Here is a 12,802-nt window from a genome sequence, read left to right as displayed (position 1 = left end):
TCAAGTCAGCGGCGCATCGCTCTGGCATGCTGTGCAACCGTGTTCATTGGTTGTTGCTGCCGTCCATGTCCAGTCCGCCGTTCGCCCGCCAGGCCTTTATTCGAGGCGCCATCGCCATCCTGCCGTTGTCCCTTGCCGTGGCCCCCTGGGGGCTGCTGGCAGGCTCCATGGCCATCGAAGCCAACCTCAGCCCCTGGGAAGGCCAGGGCCTGTCGGCCATTGTCTTTGCCGGCGCGGCGCAACTGGTGGCGATCGGCATGCTCAAGGGCGGCGCCAACCTGTTCTCGATCCTGCTCACCACCCTGTTGCTGACCTCCCAGCACTTGCTCTACGGGCTGTCGATGCGCCCGGTGCTGTCGGGCCTGCCGACCCGCTGGCGGCTGGGCCTGGGCTTTCTGCTCACTGACGAGTTTTTCGCCCTCACCAGCCAGTACGACAAACAACAGTTCAACCGCTGGTACGCCCTGGGGGTGGGCCTGACCTTCTACATCGCCTGGAACCTGTTCACCCTGGCCGGGATCATCCTCGGCCAGAACATCCCGCACCTGGACCAACTGGGCCTGGACTTCTCCATCGTCGCCACCTTCGTCGCCCTGATCGCGCCGCTGGTGCGCAACCTGCCCACCGTGGTGTGCGTGGCGGTGTCGTTGTTCTGCTCGGTGTTGTTCAGCTTCTGGCACTGGGACATCGGCCTGGTGGCCGCCGGCCTGCTGGGCATGAGCGCAGGTTTTGTCTGCCAGAAATTCAGTGGAGCACGCGCATGATCTTCGCCCTGATTATCGGCATGGGCCTGTTGGTGTTTCTCAACCGCTATGCCTTTCTGGAACCGCGCCTGCCGTTGCGCCTGAGCTCCAACGCCCGGCAATTTCTCGGCTTTGCCGTGCCGGGCATGCTCACCGCGATCTGCGGGCCGATCGTCTTTCTGCCCGGGCACCAGCTTGACCTGAGCCTGAGCAACCCTTACCTGATCGGTTCGCTGGTGGCGATAGTGCTGGTGCTGTTGACCCGCAGCACCTTGATCAGCATGCTGCTGAGCATGGCCTTCTTTTTTGTCTTTCGCTGGTGGTTGAACGGCAGCCCATGAACCCTGCACCCAAGGAACAGACCCGCTTCTGGCAAGCCTCGGCGCTCGGTGACACCGAGATGCTGCATGCGCGTTATTTTCAGCAGCGCTTCGCCCCCCATGTGCATGAAGGCTACGTGATCACCATCATCGAGTCCGGCGCCCAGCGCTTCTGGCACCGCGGCAGCGAACACCTGGCACCGGTGGGCAGCATGGTGCTGATCAACCCCGACGAGCTGCACACCGGCGCCAAGGCCAGCGAAGAGGGCTGGCGCTATCGCGGTTTTTACCCCGACAGCGAACGCATCACCGGCGTGCTCGACGAGCTGGAACTCAAGCGCGACGGCCTGCCGCGCTTTGACGCCAGCGTGCTGCATGACCCGCAACTGGCCAAAGCCTTCAGCTGGCTGCACTGCTCGGCCGAACGGGGCGCCAGCGCCCTGGAACAACAAACCGCCTGGCGCGAAGCCGTGCTGTTGCTGGTGCAGCGTCATGCCCGCGCCGGTGCGGCGCGCACGCCCGGCAACGAGCCCTGCGCCGTGGCCCGGGCCAAGGAGTTGATGGACAGCCGCCTGGCCTACCCGCCCTCGCTGGAAGAGCTGGCCACGGCGGTGAATCTCTCGCCCTTTCACTTCGCCCGGGTGTTTCGCCAAGCCACGGGCCTGCCGCCCCATGCCTGGCTCAAGCAACGGCGCCTGAGCCGCGCCCGTGAACTGCTGAAAAGCGATTGCCTGCCGTTCAACGTCGCCTTTGCCCTGGGGTTTTCGGACCAGAGCCATCTGAACCGGCAGTTCAAGCAAGCCTATGGCGTAACCCCGGGCGAGTACCGGCGCGCCTGCACTCATTAACGGACTAAGCCAATGCCCTACCCGCTTGCCTACCGCTGGTTCATTCACAAAGGCCTGACCGACTGGGAACCGTGGTATTTCTGCGATACCCAGGCGTCGCTGCAACAAGCACCTGACCTGACCAGGAACGCCTTCGCCGCCAGGGCCTTTGCCAAGGAAACCGGGGCGGACTTCGAGGTTTACCTGTTCGCCCGCCGCCAGGATCGGGAAGACTTTGCCTTCTTCGTGGTGCGCGACGGGGTGATTGAAGACAAGGTCATCACCGTGCATTTGTCGTTTGCCGACACACTCGAGCTACGCTCGCGGTTGAGCTATGAACACGTGACCCGCAGCTTCAGTGAATGGGTCGCCGAGGTGGCGCTGGCGGACGCGCTTGAGTGGATGAGCGAGGACGACCTGCAGGATTGAATCTGGGGCTGCTCTGCAGCCCATCGCTGGCAAGGCACTCACGCCGGGCGCTGCATCAACACCAAACGCAGCGCCAGCAGTGCCAACACACTGGCCAACAACCGTGGCTGCAATTTGGCCAGGCGCCCCTTGCCACTGAACCAGCGGCTTATCACCCCGCCACACGCCCCCAACAGCACATGAAAGACCAGGGCAATCACGCTCAGCACCAGCCCCAGCAGCAGCAACTGCTGGGCCACCGCGCCTTTGGCCGGCACCACGAACTGCGGCAAGAACACGATAAAAAACAGCAGTGCCTTGGGGTTGAGCAGGCTGTTCAACGTGGCCGCAACCAACACCGCCGCCAGGGATGTCTCGCGCGGCCTATCGGCGTTGTCCGCCTTGCGCGGCTGCAACAGCTTGAAGGCCATCCACAACAGATAGACCGCGCCGCTGACGCGGATGATGTCGAAGGATGGCGGCCAGGCGGCGACCAGCGCGGTAACACCGGTGGCGGTCAGTACGGTGAGCACCAGGTCCGCCAGGCTGATGCCCAGCGCCGCCGCCAGCCCGCCGCGCCAGCCCATGGACAGCCCATGGCTGATGACAAAGGCCATGTTCGGCCCCGGCGACAGCAGCAACAGGGTCACCGCCCCGGAAAAAATCACCAGCGTTTGCATATCGAGCATCGCACACCCTCCTGGCTGAGCTACTGGAATTGACAGTAACGGATCTCGAGCCCGGGAAAGCGCTACAGCGTCGCGAATTTATTGCGTAACAGTTGCCTCAGCAGCAATACGCCCGCGGCGTGCTGCCGGTCATGCTTTTAAAGAAGGCAATGAACGCACTGTCGCTGGCAAAGCCCAGTTCCAGCGCCACCTGGCTCAGCGGCTGATGGATCGCCAACTGCTCCACCGCGCGCACCAGCCGCCACTGCTGGCGCCATTGCTGATAGGACATGCCGGTGTCACGGCGGATCAGGCGGCCGATGGTTTTCTCGCTGGCGCCCACCGTGCGGGCCAGTTCCTGCAGCAGCGGTGGCAACTGCTCAAGGTTCTCGACCAGGCTGGCCAGGCGTCGATCCCTGGGCAGCGGCAAGCGCATCGGCTGCTGATCGGCGGCCTGCAGTTCGGCGATGCACAGGCCGGCCAGGTGCGCGGCGGCGCCTTGGCTCCAGTCGGTCTCGAACGGCGCCTGGGCAATGCGTTCGAGCAATTCGCGCAGCAGCGGATTGACGTCGAGGATCACCACTTCAGCGGGCAAATGCGGCCAGTGCCGGGGGTCCAGGTACACCGAGCGATAATCGACGGTCGCCCGCATCCGCGCCCGATGGGCTATGCCGGCGGGAATCCATGCCGCGCGGGTCGGTGGCAGCAGACAGAGCAGATCCGGCGCCAGGGCGTCGATGCGCACGCAGCCCTGGCGGGTGAACAGCACCTGCCCCATGCGATGCTGATGGATGCCGGAGTCGTGATCGCCCAAGGCTGAGCAAATGCCGACGATGGGCGTGCCAAAGCTCTGCGGGTCGAATGTGGCGGTGGGTTCTAGCCAGGCCATGCAGGTTGTCCGATTTTCACTATTTTTAGACCAGACCGCGACAATACACCCCTCGCCCGCCACCTACCATGAGCGCCCTTACCGACGGGACGCTGCTGATGACCCAACCTACCTGGCTGACCCTGGCCACGGCCCTGCTGATGTTCCCGCAGATCGCCGAAACCCTTTACAGCCCCGCCCTGGTGGATATCGGCCAGGGCTTTGGGGTGACGCCTGCGCAGGCGGGGCAAACCCTGTCGCTGTATTTCGCCGCCTTTGCCGTCGGCGTGTTGGTGTGGGGCCGCCTGTGCGACCTCTGGGGCCGGCGCCCGGCATTGCTCGCCGGCTTGCTGCTGTACAGCCTGGCGTCGCTGGCGGCCTTGCTGGTCACAAACTTCACCGGCCTGCTTGGCGCGCGCGTCGTCGCCGCCTTCGCCGCAGCGGTCGGTTCGGTGGTGACGCAAACCGCGCTGCGGGACGTGCATGGCGGTGCGCAACTGGCCCGGGTGTTTTCCCTGATCGGCATCTTCCTGGCCATCAGCCCGGCGATTGGTGTGCTCAGTGGATCGCTGCTGACCGAGGCCTTTGGCTACCGTGGCGTGCTGACCGCGCAGTTGCTGATGGCCCTGGCGTTATTGCTGTGGAGTTGGCAACTGATGCCGGAAACCCGCCCGCAATCGCCCAACCACGCCAGCCTGATCAGCACCTTGCGGCGCATGCTCGGTGATCGGCGGGTGCTACTGGCGACGCTGCTGGTGGCATTGTTCAATATCGGCGTATTCAGTTGGTACAGCCTGGCGCCGTTCATTTTCCAGCGTTTGCAGTTGCAAAGCCTGTTTGGCTACAGCGGCGTGTTGCTGGCGCTGGGCTCGCTGCTCGGCGCGCGCCTCAATGCACGATTGCTGGCGCGGGGTGTCAGCCAGGCAACCCTGCTCAACCTGGCCTGCGCGGTGAACCTGCTGGCGGCTCTGGCGATACTGTTGCTCGGCGAGCACTGGCTGATCGCCGTGGCCATGGCCTTCATGCTCGGCGCCTTTGCCATGGCGATCCCATTGCTGCTGGGCTCGGCACTGGTCGAGTATGGCGATTGCCGGGGGACGGCGGGGGCGTTGTTCGGGTTGATGTATTACGGGTTGATTGGCGCGGGCTTGAATCTGGCGGGTGAGTGGCAGGCGTTGGGGGTTACCCTGGTGTGGTGTGCAGCGCTTATCAGTATTACGGCGTGGGGTTATGGGCGGCGGAGTCTATGAGAGCAGCGCGGGGCGAGCCCGCTCCTACAGGGTGGGAGCGAGCTTGCCCCGCGATCAGGCATGTACCCAGCGCCGATGCAGCCCGCGGGCCAGGGCATCGAGCATAAAGCCCAGCACGCCGATCAGCAGCACCATCGCCATCAGCTCCGAATAGGCCAGCCGATCGCGGGTATCGAGGATGAAGTAGCCAAGCCCGGCACTCACCCCAAGCATCTCGCACGGCACCAGCACGATCCACAAGATACCAATGGCCAGGCGCACGCCGGTGAGCACATGGCCAAGCACGCCGGGGATGATCACCTTGCACAGGGTCTCCCAGCGCGTCGCGCTCAGGCTGCGGCTCAACTGCAGCCAGCGCGGATCGAGTTGACGCACACCCGCAGCGGTGTTGAGCAGAATCGGCCACAGTGCGGCGAAGGCCAGCAGGAAGTAGATCGGCTGATCGCCCACCCCCATCAGCATCACCACCACCGGCATCCACGACAGCGGCGAGATCATCCGCAAGAACTGAAACGCCGGGGTGGTCGCCGCCTCCAGGTGACGATAGCTACCCACCAGCAAGCCCAGCGGCACGCCGATCAGCAAGGCCAGCAGCAAGCCGATAAGGATGCGCTTGAGGCTGACCCAGATATGCTCGTACACCTCGCCCTGGCCCAGCAGCTCGATCAGGCTGCCGAGGGTGGCCTGGGGCGAAAAACGCGCCGACAGGCCATCGGCCTCGCCAAACGCATGCACGCCCAGCCACCACAGCAACAACAAGCCGAGCAGGCCGGCAACGCCCAGGGCGCCATGGATTGCATGCCTGCCCATCAGATCGAAAACTCCTCGCTACGCTCGAAGCTCTCCGGCAAGCCGAAAGCCTTGAGCCCGCCGACCGCAGCGATGCTGTTGCGCACGAAGCGGTCGTCGACCAGGTCACGGGCGGTCTGTTGCGGGTCGAGTCCGGCAAGAAAACCCTTGTCGCCTTCGATCAAAGTGTTCTGCAGGCGGCGCACCAGCTCTTCGGTGTAGCTGGGGAACGGATAGGGCTGAAAATCGATGCGCTTCTCGTCCCACTGCGCATGCTGGATCGCACCGCTGGCGATGTAGGCGTCGCGGGCCGCGGCCGCCGGCGCCAGCACCTGGCTGAGCACCTGCGGGGTGTGCGGGGTGTATTTGTTCGGCCCGCTCTTGGACAGCAGCGCGGCGGCTTCGGCGCGGTGGTCGCGGGTCCACAGCTGGGCCTTGACGATGGCATTGACCACCTTCTGCGACCACTCTGGGCGGTTGTTCAGGTCATGCTCGTGCATGAACACCACGCAGCAGGCATGGTTGCGCCAGATGTCGCCGGTAAAGCGCTGCACGCGGCCAACCTTGAGGTCTTCGGCCAGGGCGTTGAACGGCTCGGCGACGATGTAGCCGGCAATGCGCTTGCTGGCCAGGGCCGGCGGCATGTCCGACGGTGGCAGCACCACCAGGTTGACCTCATTGGCCGCCAACTGGGCAGTCGCGGCCTTGGACACCGGGGTCAGGCCATGGTCGCGGAACAACTGCTGCACCACCACGTTGTGGATCGAGTACCAGAACGGAATCGCCACGGTTTGCCCGCCCAGTTGCTTGACCTCGGTAATCCCCGGGGCCACGGTCAGGCCCGAGCCGCCAACGTGGTTCCAGGCCACCACCTTGGCCGGCACCTTGCTGCCGTAGCGCGCCCATACCGTCATCGGCGAGAGCAGGTGAATGACGTTGACCTGCCCGGAAATGAACGCCTCGATCACCTGCGCCCAACTGCGCAGCAGCACCGGCCGCTCGGCCTTGATGCCCTCGGCTTCGAACAGGCCATTGTTGTGCGCCACCAGCAACGGCGTGGCGTCGGTGATCGGCAGGTAGCCGATGCGCACCGGTGCATCCGGGTCGCTGGCCGCACGCGCCTGCAGGCTATTGAGCAGTGGCATGGCGCCACCGGCGGTCAGCAGGGCGCTGAGTTTGATGAAGTCACGACGAGTGTGGGTGAAGTCGTCCAGGCACATGGGCAGTCTCCGACGGCAGCGGCATAGGTTGAGAATCAGGTTCGGGTGTGCGGCTGGCCCGCCGAAGGGTTTTGAGTATGTCGATGCGCAGCGCGCCCAGTTCCTCGACCCGCTGCTCGCGGGGCTGCGGCAGGTCGATGAGCCATTGGCCGAGGGTGCGCGCTGGGTGGTTGCCCAGTAGCAGCACGCGATCGGACAACAGCAGGGCTTCGTCGATATCGTGGGTAATGAGGATGGCCGCAGTGTTGTGCCGGGCAATCAGTTGCAGCAGCAGTTGCTGCATGTCGGCGCGGGTCACTTCATCCAGCGCGCCGAAGGGTTCGTCGAGCAACAGCACTTGCGGCTGGCGTGCCAGGCAGCGGGCCAGCGCGGTACGCTGGGCCATGCCGCCGGAGAGCTGCGCCGGGTACTGCTCGCGAGCGTGCTGCAGGCCGACCGCCTCGATGGCATGGTCGATACGCGCACGCCGTTCGCTGGCGGCAAGCTTGGGCTGGCGGACGAAATCCAGGCCGAAGGCGACGTTGCTTTCCAGGCTCAGCCAGGGCAGCAGGCTGGGGTCCTGGAAGGCCACCGCCAGGCGCGGGTGCGGGCCCTGCAACGGCTCGCCGAGCAGGCTGACGCTGCCGGCGCGGGCCTGCTGCAAACCGGCCAGCACCCGCAACAGGCTGGATTTTCCGACACCACTGGGGCCGAGGATGGTGATCACCTCGCCCGGCGCCAGTTGCAGGTCGAAATTTTCCAGCACGCTTTGCCAGCCGTGCTCACGCGGGTAGCCAAGGCTGATACCGCGGGCTTCGAGCAACACCTCGGTCATGCTGCCGACGCCTGGCGTTGCAGCTCGGCGCGCAGTTGCACCAGGCTTGGAGTAACGATTGGCACGAACGCCGACTCGCGCCAGCGGCGGGCGAACCCAGCGCCGTAAGCGGTGAGATAAGCCTTGCCGCCGCTGGCCTGCAACTCAAGCTGCACGGCATCGGCTGCGGTTTCGGCGAGGCTGATGCGCAGCTTGAACAAGGCCGCCGGCTGGGTCAGAAAACGCCCGTCGAGCAGGCCCTTTTTCAGTTCGGTCACGGTGTTTTCCAGACGCTCGCGCAGTACCTGCAGCGCCTCGCCAAGGAACGAGCGCATGCCTTGCAGATGCGCCTCCACCTCACTCAATGAACGGCGCGCCAGGCCGATGGCCATGCCGCATTGCAGGCCCAGGAACGACGGACGCACCGCAGGCAGAAACTGCTTGGCGTTTTCGTGCAGCAGCCAGTCGCGGCTGACCGGCACCTGCTCGAAACTCAAGGCGGCGGTGTTGCTCGACTGCAGGCCCAGCAGTTGCAGGTCGTCGGAGCGGGTCAGCCCGACAGCAGTGTCGGGAATGGCCAGGACGAATGGCGAGGCGCCCTCCTCTTCAATGGCCGCCGCCACCACGAAGCCCCCCTTGCGCAGGTTGGTCACCCAATGCAGGCGCCCGGCCAGGGTCCAGCCCTGGTCGTCACGCAGGCCCTTGACCTGCAGCGCTTCGATACCCGAGAGGTACTTCATGGCGTTGGAGAGCCCGGTGGCGCCGGCCAGTTTGCCACTGAGCAGGTCGGCCAACAGGCGCTCGCGCAGCCCGGCGTTGGGGCTGTGCAGCAGGTATTCGACAAAGGCGCGCTGGCCCCAGAAGACGAAGGCCGCCGCCAGGGAATGGCTGGCGACATTGGCAAGCGTCTCTACCGCGTCGGCGACCGTGCCGCCGCTACCGCCCAGAGCCTGGTCAATGCCGACGCGCAGCACCTGCGCCGCCGCCAGTTGCCCCAGTACCGCCTGCGGGTCGCCATGGCCCTGGTCGAGGGCTTCGGCCTGGGCATCCAGCCACGTGACCAATGCGGGATCGAGCATAGCGTTTACTCCTTTAAAAATGCGCCAGCCTGCGCCGGCGCCGAGGGTTCGTTATGCCGAAGGCTGCCAGCGGTACTTGCTCAGCTCGTCATTGAGCGGGGTTTGGGCGAACACATTAGCAAAGTTGCACAGGGTTGCCAGGCTTACACCGAGGATCACCTCCAGGGCATTGCCTTCGCTATAACCCGCTTCGCGCAACGCTCCGTAGCCGGCCTCGCTGACATTGCCGCGGGTGGCGATGACTTCGCGGGTGAACGCCGCCAGGGCTTCGAGCTTCTCTTGCGGCAGCTCGCTCTTGGCGCGCAGGGCATCGACCACCTCTTGAGGCAGCTTGGCCTTGTTCAGCGCCACGGCGGTGTGGCCGGCCACGCAGAAATCGCAGCCGTGGTGGGTGGCGGCCACCAGTTGCACCACTTCACGCTCGGCCAGGCTCAGCTCGGCCTTGCCGTTAAGTGCAGACACAGTGACGTAGGTTTCCAGCGCCGCCGGGGCATTGGCCAGCACGCCGAGCAGGTTGGGGATGAAGCCCGAGGCCTTCTGGGCGTTCTCCAGGTAAGGACGGGCAGCCTCTGGGGCGCTTTGCAGTGTATGGACAGTGACGCGCGACATGGAGTGGACTCCTGCATACTAGGGGTGTGCCACAAGTCTGTTGGTTATAAGAATTACCTGCCATATTCTGCAGTCGCTATTACTTGCTCCTGAGTCTTTTCATTAGATGATTTCGTCCAGCCCGGTAGTCGATTGGTTATTAGAAAGCCTTGAGCTAGACGCCAGCCTGTTCCATGTCGGGCGTTATTGCGGCGCTTGGCACGCCAGCACCCACGGCCTGGCGCGGGCCAGTTTCCACCTGGTCGTCCAGGGCCATTGCTGGCTGCATATCGACGGCCAGGCCGAGGCCATGCGCCTGCAAGCCGGCGATGCAGTGTTCCTGCTGCGCGACTTCAACTATCGGCTGTCCAATGCCCAGGACTGCGAGCTGGCCCAGCAGCAACCGCGCCAGGTCATGCAAGCGCTGGACAGCACAGCCACTGACGGCGTGGGCCTGGTGTGCGGGTTCTTTCATTTTCAGCCGGGCCTGTCGTCGCTGGTCATCGACAGCCTGGACGACTGGATCATCCTGCGTGCCGGCGACCCGGCATCCACGGCCGCACGTGCACTGTTCGAACTGATCCTGGCCGAGTGCCAACGGCTGCCCGCGCCCTCCTCGGCGCTGCTCGAACGCCTGAGCCATCTGCTGTTTTTGTATGTGCTGCGCCAACGCGTCAGCGACGACCAGGGCATCAGCGGCCTGGTGGCCCTGGCACGTCACGCCAACTTTGCCAGCCTGCTCGAGCAACTGATCGAACACCCCGACCAGCCCTGGTCGCTGGAAAGCATGGCAGCCTGCACGGGGCTGTCGCGCTCGGCGTTCTTCAAGCGCTTCAGCGAACTGGCCGGGCAATCGCCGGGGCAAGTGTTGCTGGCCCTGCGCATGCGCCATGCCTGCCAGTTGCTCAAGGCCAGCAACACCGTCGAGCAGGTGTGCGCGGCGGTGGGGTATCAGTCGATTGCCGCCTTTACCCGTGCCTTCAGCAAGGCCGTCGGCTTGCAGCCGGGGGCGTATCGGCGCCAGCATGAAGGCCGCTGAGGCAAACAGCGTGCGGTAATCGAACACAAGCAGGCCTTACCCCCTCAAGTCCACCAGCAACCACTCCGATAGCAGACCCACCCACCGCCGTTACAGCGGCAACGCGTGGGGCTGATAACAACTAAAGGAGTACTGCCCGCATGTTCGCCGACCTGAAAATCCGCACCGGTATGTTCTGGGTGCTGTCGCTGTTCAGCCTGACCTTGCTGTTTTCCACCGTCAGCGCCTGGCGCGCGGCGGTGGGTAGCGACCAGCAGATCAGCGAACTGGACCAGACCGCGCACCAGTCGGACCGCCTGAACAACGCCCTGCTGATGGCGATCCGCGCCAGCGCCAACGTGTCCTCGGGCTTTATCGAACAGACCGGCGGCCACAGCGAGAGTGCCAACAAACGCCTGAAGCTCTCGGAAGAACTGCTGGGCAACAGCGCGCAGTTGATCATTGAGTTGGTCAGCAACGCCCAAGAACCGACGCTCAAATCCCTGACCGTGGCGCTGCAAAGCACCTTTGGCGAATACGCCAAGGCGGTGGCCGGGCAGCGTGAAGCCACCCGCCAGAACGACCTGCAGCAGTACTTCAACGTCAACACCGACGCTGGCAACGCCATGGGCCGCCTGCAGGCGCTGCGCCAACAACTGGTGGCGGCGCTGAACGAGCGCAGCCAGCAGATCATGCTCGAATCCGACCGGCGCCTGAGCAGCGCCCAGGTGCTGAGCGTGGCGCTGGGGCTGCTGACCTTGCTGCTCGCCGCCCTGTGCTGGAGCTTTATCGCCCAGCGTGTACTGCGTCCGCTACGAGAGGCCGGCCAGCACTTCCAGCGTATTGCCAATGGCGATTTGAGCGTGCCGGTGACGGTGCACAGCAGCAACGAGATCGGCCAGCTGTTCAGCGAACTGCAGCGTATGCAGCACAGCCAGCGCGACACCCTGGGGCAGATCACCGGCTGTGCCAGGCAACTGGCCGAGGCTGCCGGTGCACTCAATGGCATTACCGAACAGAGCTCGCACAGCCTGCGCCAGCAAGACCAGGAGCTGGAACAGGCCGCCACCGCCGTCACCGAAATGACCACGGCCGTGGAGGAAGTCGCGCGCAACGCCGTGTCCACCTCGCAAGCGGCCAGCGCCTCCAACGAACTGGCCGAACAAAGCCGCCGCCAGGTCAGCGACAACCTCGACGGCACTCAGGCCATGGCCCGAGAGGTGCAGACCAGCAGCGCGCACCTGGAGCAACTGGCCGGGCAGATTCGCGACATCGGCCAGGTGCTGGAAGTGATTCGCTCGGTGTCCGAACAAACCAACCTGCTGGCGCTCAATGCCGCCATCGAAGCGGCCCGTGCCGGGGAAGCCGGGCGCGGCTTTGCCGTGGTCGCCGACGAAGTGCGCACCCTCGCCTACCGCACGCAGCAATCGACCCAGGAAATCGAGCAGATGATTGGCCGCGTGCAGCACGGTACCGAAGCGGCAGTGACGTCGATGCAGGCCAGCACCCAGCGGGCGCAGTCGACCTTGGGTATTACCCAGGCCTCAGGGCAGGTACTGGAAGGGATCTACAGCGCCATTGGCGAGATCAACGAGCGCAACCTGGTGATTGCCAGCGCCGCCGAGGAACAGGCGCAAGTGGCGCGCGAGGTGGATCGCAATTTGCTGAACATCCGCGAACTGTCGACCCGCTCGGCGACCGGGGCGCAACAGACCAGCGAAGCCAGCCAGGCGTTGGCGGGGCTGGCCGGGCAACTGACGGCACTGGTGGCACGCTTCAAGGTTTAAGCAATAAGCGCCCACAGGGTCGGCATACACAGATCCCTGTGGGAGCCGGCCTTACCGGCGATGGGCTGCAACGCAGCCCCAACGCTCTCAGACATCCACAAGAATCCTGAATCCACCAAAAATCACCCGCTTACCATCAAACGGCATCGGGTTCTGCTCAGGCTGCAAGCGCGGGTCCTGCATCATCTTCTGCATCCCCGCATCGCGCACTTCGCGTGACGGCCAGAGGACCCAGGAAAACACCACCGTCTCGTCGTCCTTGAGTTTCACGGCCATGGGGAACGAGGTGAGCTTGCCCTCGGGAACATCATCGCCCCAGCACTCGATCACCTTCAGCGCACCGCATTCCTTGAACACCACGGCGGCCTCTTCGGCGTGTTTTTTGAAGGCTTCGCGGTTGGCGGTGGGCACTGCGAGGACAAAACCGTCGACATAGGACATGGG

General features: G+C 64.7%; 15 protein-coding genes. 7 read left to right on the top strand and 8 right to left on the bottom strand.

Annotation, left to right across the window (positions count from 1 at the left end):
* Nucleotides 1-65: 65 nt before the first annotated feature.
* Genes KHO53_RS21280 through KHO53_RS21265 form a run of 4 tightly spaced genes read left to right on the top strand, consistent with a single transcriptional unit; the run spans nt 66 to nt 2,319 of the window.
* Nucleotides 66-764 (top strand): AzlC family ABC transporter permease, encoded by a 699-nt coding sequence (locus tag KHO53_RS21280; RefSeq protein WP_026001462.1) that lies wholly within the window; start codon nt 66-68, stop codon nt 762-764.
* Nucleotides 761-1,084: an AzlD domain-containing protein gene (locus tag KHO53_RS21275; RefSeq protein WP_010225671.1), complete on the top strand. Its 324-nt coding sequence runs from the start codon at nt 761-763 to the stop codon at nt 1,082-1,084. Before KHO53_RS21280 ends, KHO53_RS21275 begins: the two co-directional genes overlap by 4 nt.
* Nucleotides 1,081-1,911: an AraC family transcriptional regulator gene (locus KHO53_RS21270; RefSeq protein WP_010225669.1), complete on the top strand. Its 831-nt coding sequence runs from the start codon at nt 1,081-1,083 to the stop codon at nt 1,909-1,911. Before KHO53_RS21275 ends, KHO53_RS21270 begins: the two co-directional genes overlap by 4 nt.
* 12 nt (nt 1,912-1,923) lie before the next feature.
* A complete protein-coding gene (locus tag KHO53_RS21265; protein WP_010225667.1) occupies nt 1,924-2,319 on the top strand; it encodes a hypothetical protein in 396 nt (131 codons plus the stop codon).
* A gap of 38 nt (nt 2,320-2,357) precedes the next feature.
* Here the strand turns inward: KHO53_RS21265 and KHO53_RS21260 are convergent, their stop codons facing one another.
* Entirely contained in the window at nt 2,358-2,987 is a 630-nt protein-coding gene (locus KHO53_RS21260; RefSeq protein WP_213570779.1) for a LysE family translocator, read from the bottom strand.
* Between the two features lie 97 nt (nt 2,988-3,084).
* Nucleotides 3,085-3,855 (bottom strand): AraC family transcriptional regulator, encoded by a 771-nt coding sequence (locus KHO53_RS21255; RefSeq protein WP_010225664.1) that lies wholly within the window; start codon nt 3,853-3,855, stop codon nt 3,085-3,087.
* A gap of 98 nt (nt 3,856-3,953) precedes the next feature.
* Here KHO53_RS21255 and KHO53_RS21250 point away from each other — a divergent pair, with 98 nt between their 5' ends.
* Entirely contained in the window at nt 3,954-5,084 is a 1,131-nt protein-coding gene (locus KHO53_RS21250; RefSeq protein WP_010225663.1) for a Bcr/CflA family efflux MFS transporter, read from the top strand.
* Nucleotides 5,085-5,138: 54 nt separating this feature from the next.
* Here KHO53_RS21250 and KHO53_RS21245 read toward each other — a convergent pair whose 3' ends face one another.
* Genes KHO53_RS21245 through KHO53_RS21225 form a run of 5 tightly spaced genes read right to left on the bottom strand, consistent with a single transcriptional unit; the run spans nt 5,139 to nt 9,574 of the window.
* Complete coding sequence (locus KHO53_RS21245; protein WP_036996051.1) at nt 5,139-5,894, bottom strand: ABC transporter permease; 756 nt, start codon at nt 5,892-5,894, stop codon at nt 5,139-5,141.
* Nucleotides 5,894-7,093 (bottom strand): ABC transporter substrate-binding protein, encoded by a 1,200-nt coding sequence (locus KHO53_RS21240; RefSeq protein WP_010225661.1) that lies wholly within the window; start codon nt 7,091-7,093, stop codon nt 5,894-5,896. Before KHO53_RS21240 ends, KHO53_RS21245 begins: the two co-directional genes overlap by 1 nt.
* Nucleotides 7,059-7,907, bottom strand: coding sequence for an ABC transporter ATP-binding protein (locus KHO53_RS21235; protein ID WP_213570778.1), 849 nt, complete (start codon nt 7,905-7,907; stop codon nt 7,059-7,061). Before KHO53_RS21235 ends, KHO53_RS21240 begins: the two co-directional genes overlap by 35 nt.
* Nucleotides 7,904-8,965 (bottom strand): acyl-CoA dehydrogenase family protein, encoded by a 1,062-nt coding sequence (locus tag KHO53_RS21230; RefSeq protein WP_213570777.1) that lies wholly within the window; start codon nt 8,963-8,965, stop codon nt 7,904-7,906. The genes KHO53_RS21235 and KHO53_RS21230 overlap by 4 nt, the downstream gene beginning before the upstream one ends.
* A gap of 51 nt (nt 8,966-9,016) precedes the next feature.
* The gene (locus KHO53_RS21225) at nt 9,017-9,574 is read right to left on the bottom strand and encodes a carboxymuconolactone decarboxylase family protein (RefSeq protein ID WP_010225657.1); all 558 of its coding nucleotides are present in this window, start codon (nt 9,572-9,574) and stop codon (nt 9,017-9,019) included.
* A 106-nt stretch (nt 9,575-9,680) separates the two neighbouring features.
* Here KHO53_RS21225 and KHO53_RS21220 point away from each other — a divergent pair, with 106 nt between their 5' ends.
* Both KHO53_RS21220 and KHO53_RS21215 read left to right on the top strand, forming a co-directional pair.
* A complete protein-coding gene (locus KHO53_RS21220) occupies nt 9,681-10,592 on the top strand; it encodes an AraC family transcriptional regulator (protein WP_159388439.1) in 912 nt (303 codons plus the stop codon).
* A 140-nt stretch (nt 10,593-10,732) separates the two neighbouring features.
* The gene (locus tag KHO53_RS21215; RefSeq protein ID WP_213570776.1) at nt 10,733-12,358 is read left to right on the top strand and encodes a methyl-accepting chemotaxis protein; all 1,626 of its coding nucleotides are present in this window, start codon (nt 10,733-10,735) and stop codon (nt 12,356-12,358) included.
* 87 nt (nt 12,359-12,445) lie between these two features.
* Here KHO53_RS21215 and KHO53_RS21210 read toward each other — a convergent pair whose 3' ends face one another.
* Nucleotides 12,446-12,799: a DUF1428 domain-containing protein gene (locus tag KHO53_RS21210; protein WP_010225651.1), complete on the bottom strand. Its 354-nt coding sequence runs from the start codon at nt 12,797-12,799 to the stop codon at nt 12,446-12,448.
* Nucleotides 12,800-12,802 lie beyond the last annotated feature (3 nt).

Origin of the sequence: Pseudomonas sp. RC2C2 (genome assembly GCF_018390435.1) — a bacterium.
GTDB classification, from domain to species: domain Bacteria; phylum Pseudomonadota; class Gammaproteobacteria; order Pseudomonadales; family Pseudomonadaceae; genus Aquipseudomonas; species Aquipseudomonas donghuensis.
Note: the sequence above shows the minus strand (reverse complement) of the source record. Positions and strands in the feature narration are given on the sequence as shown.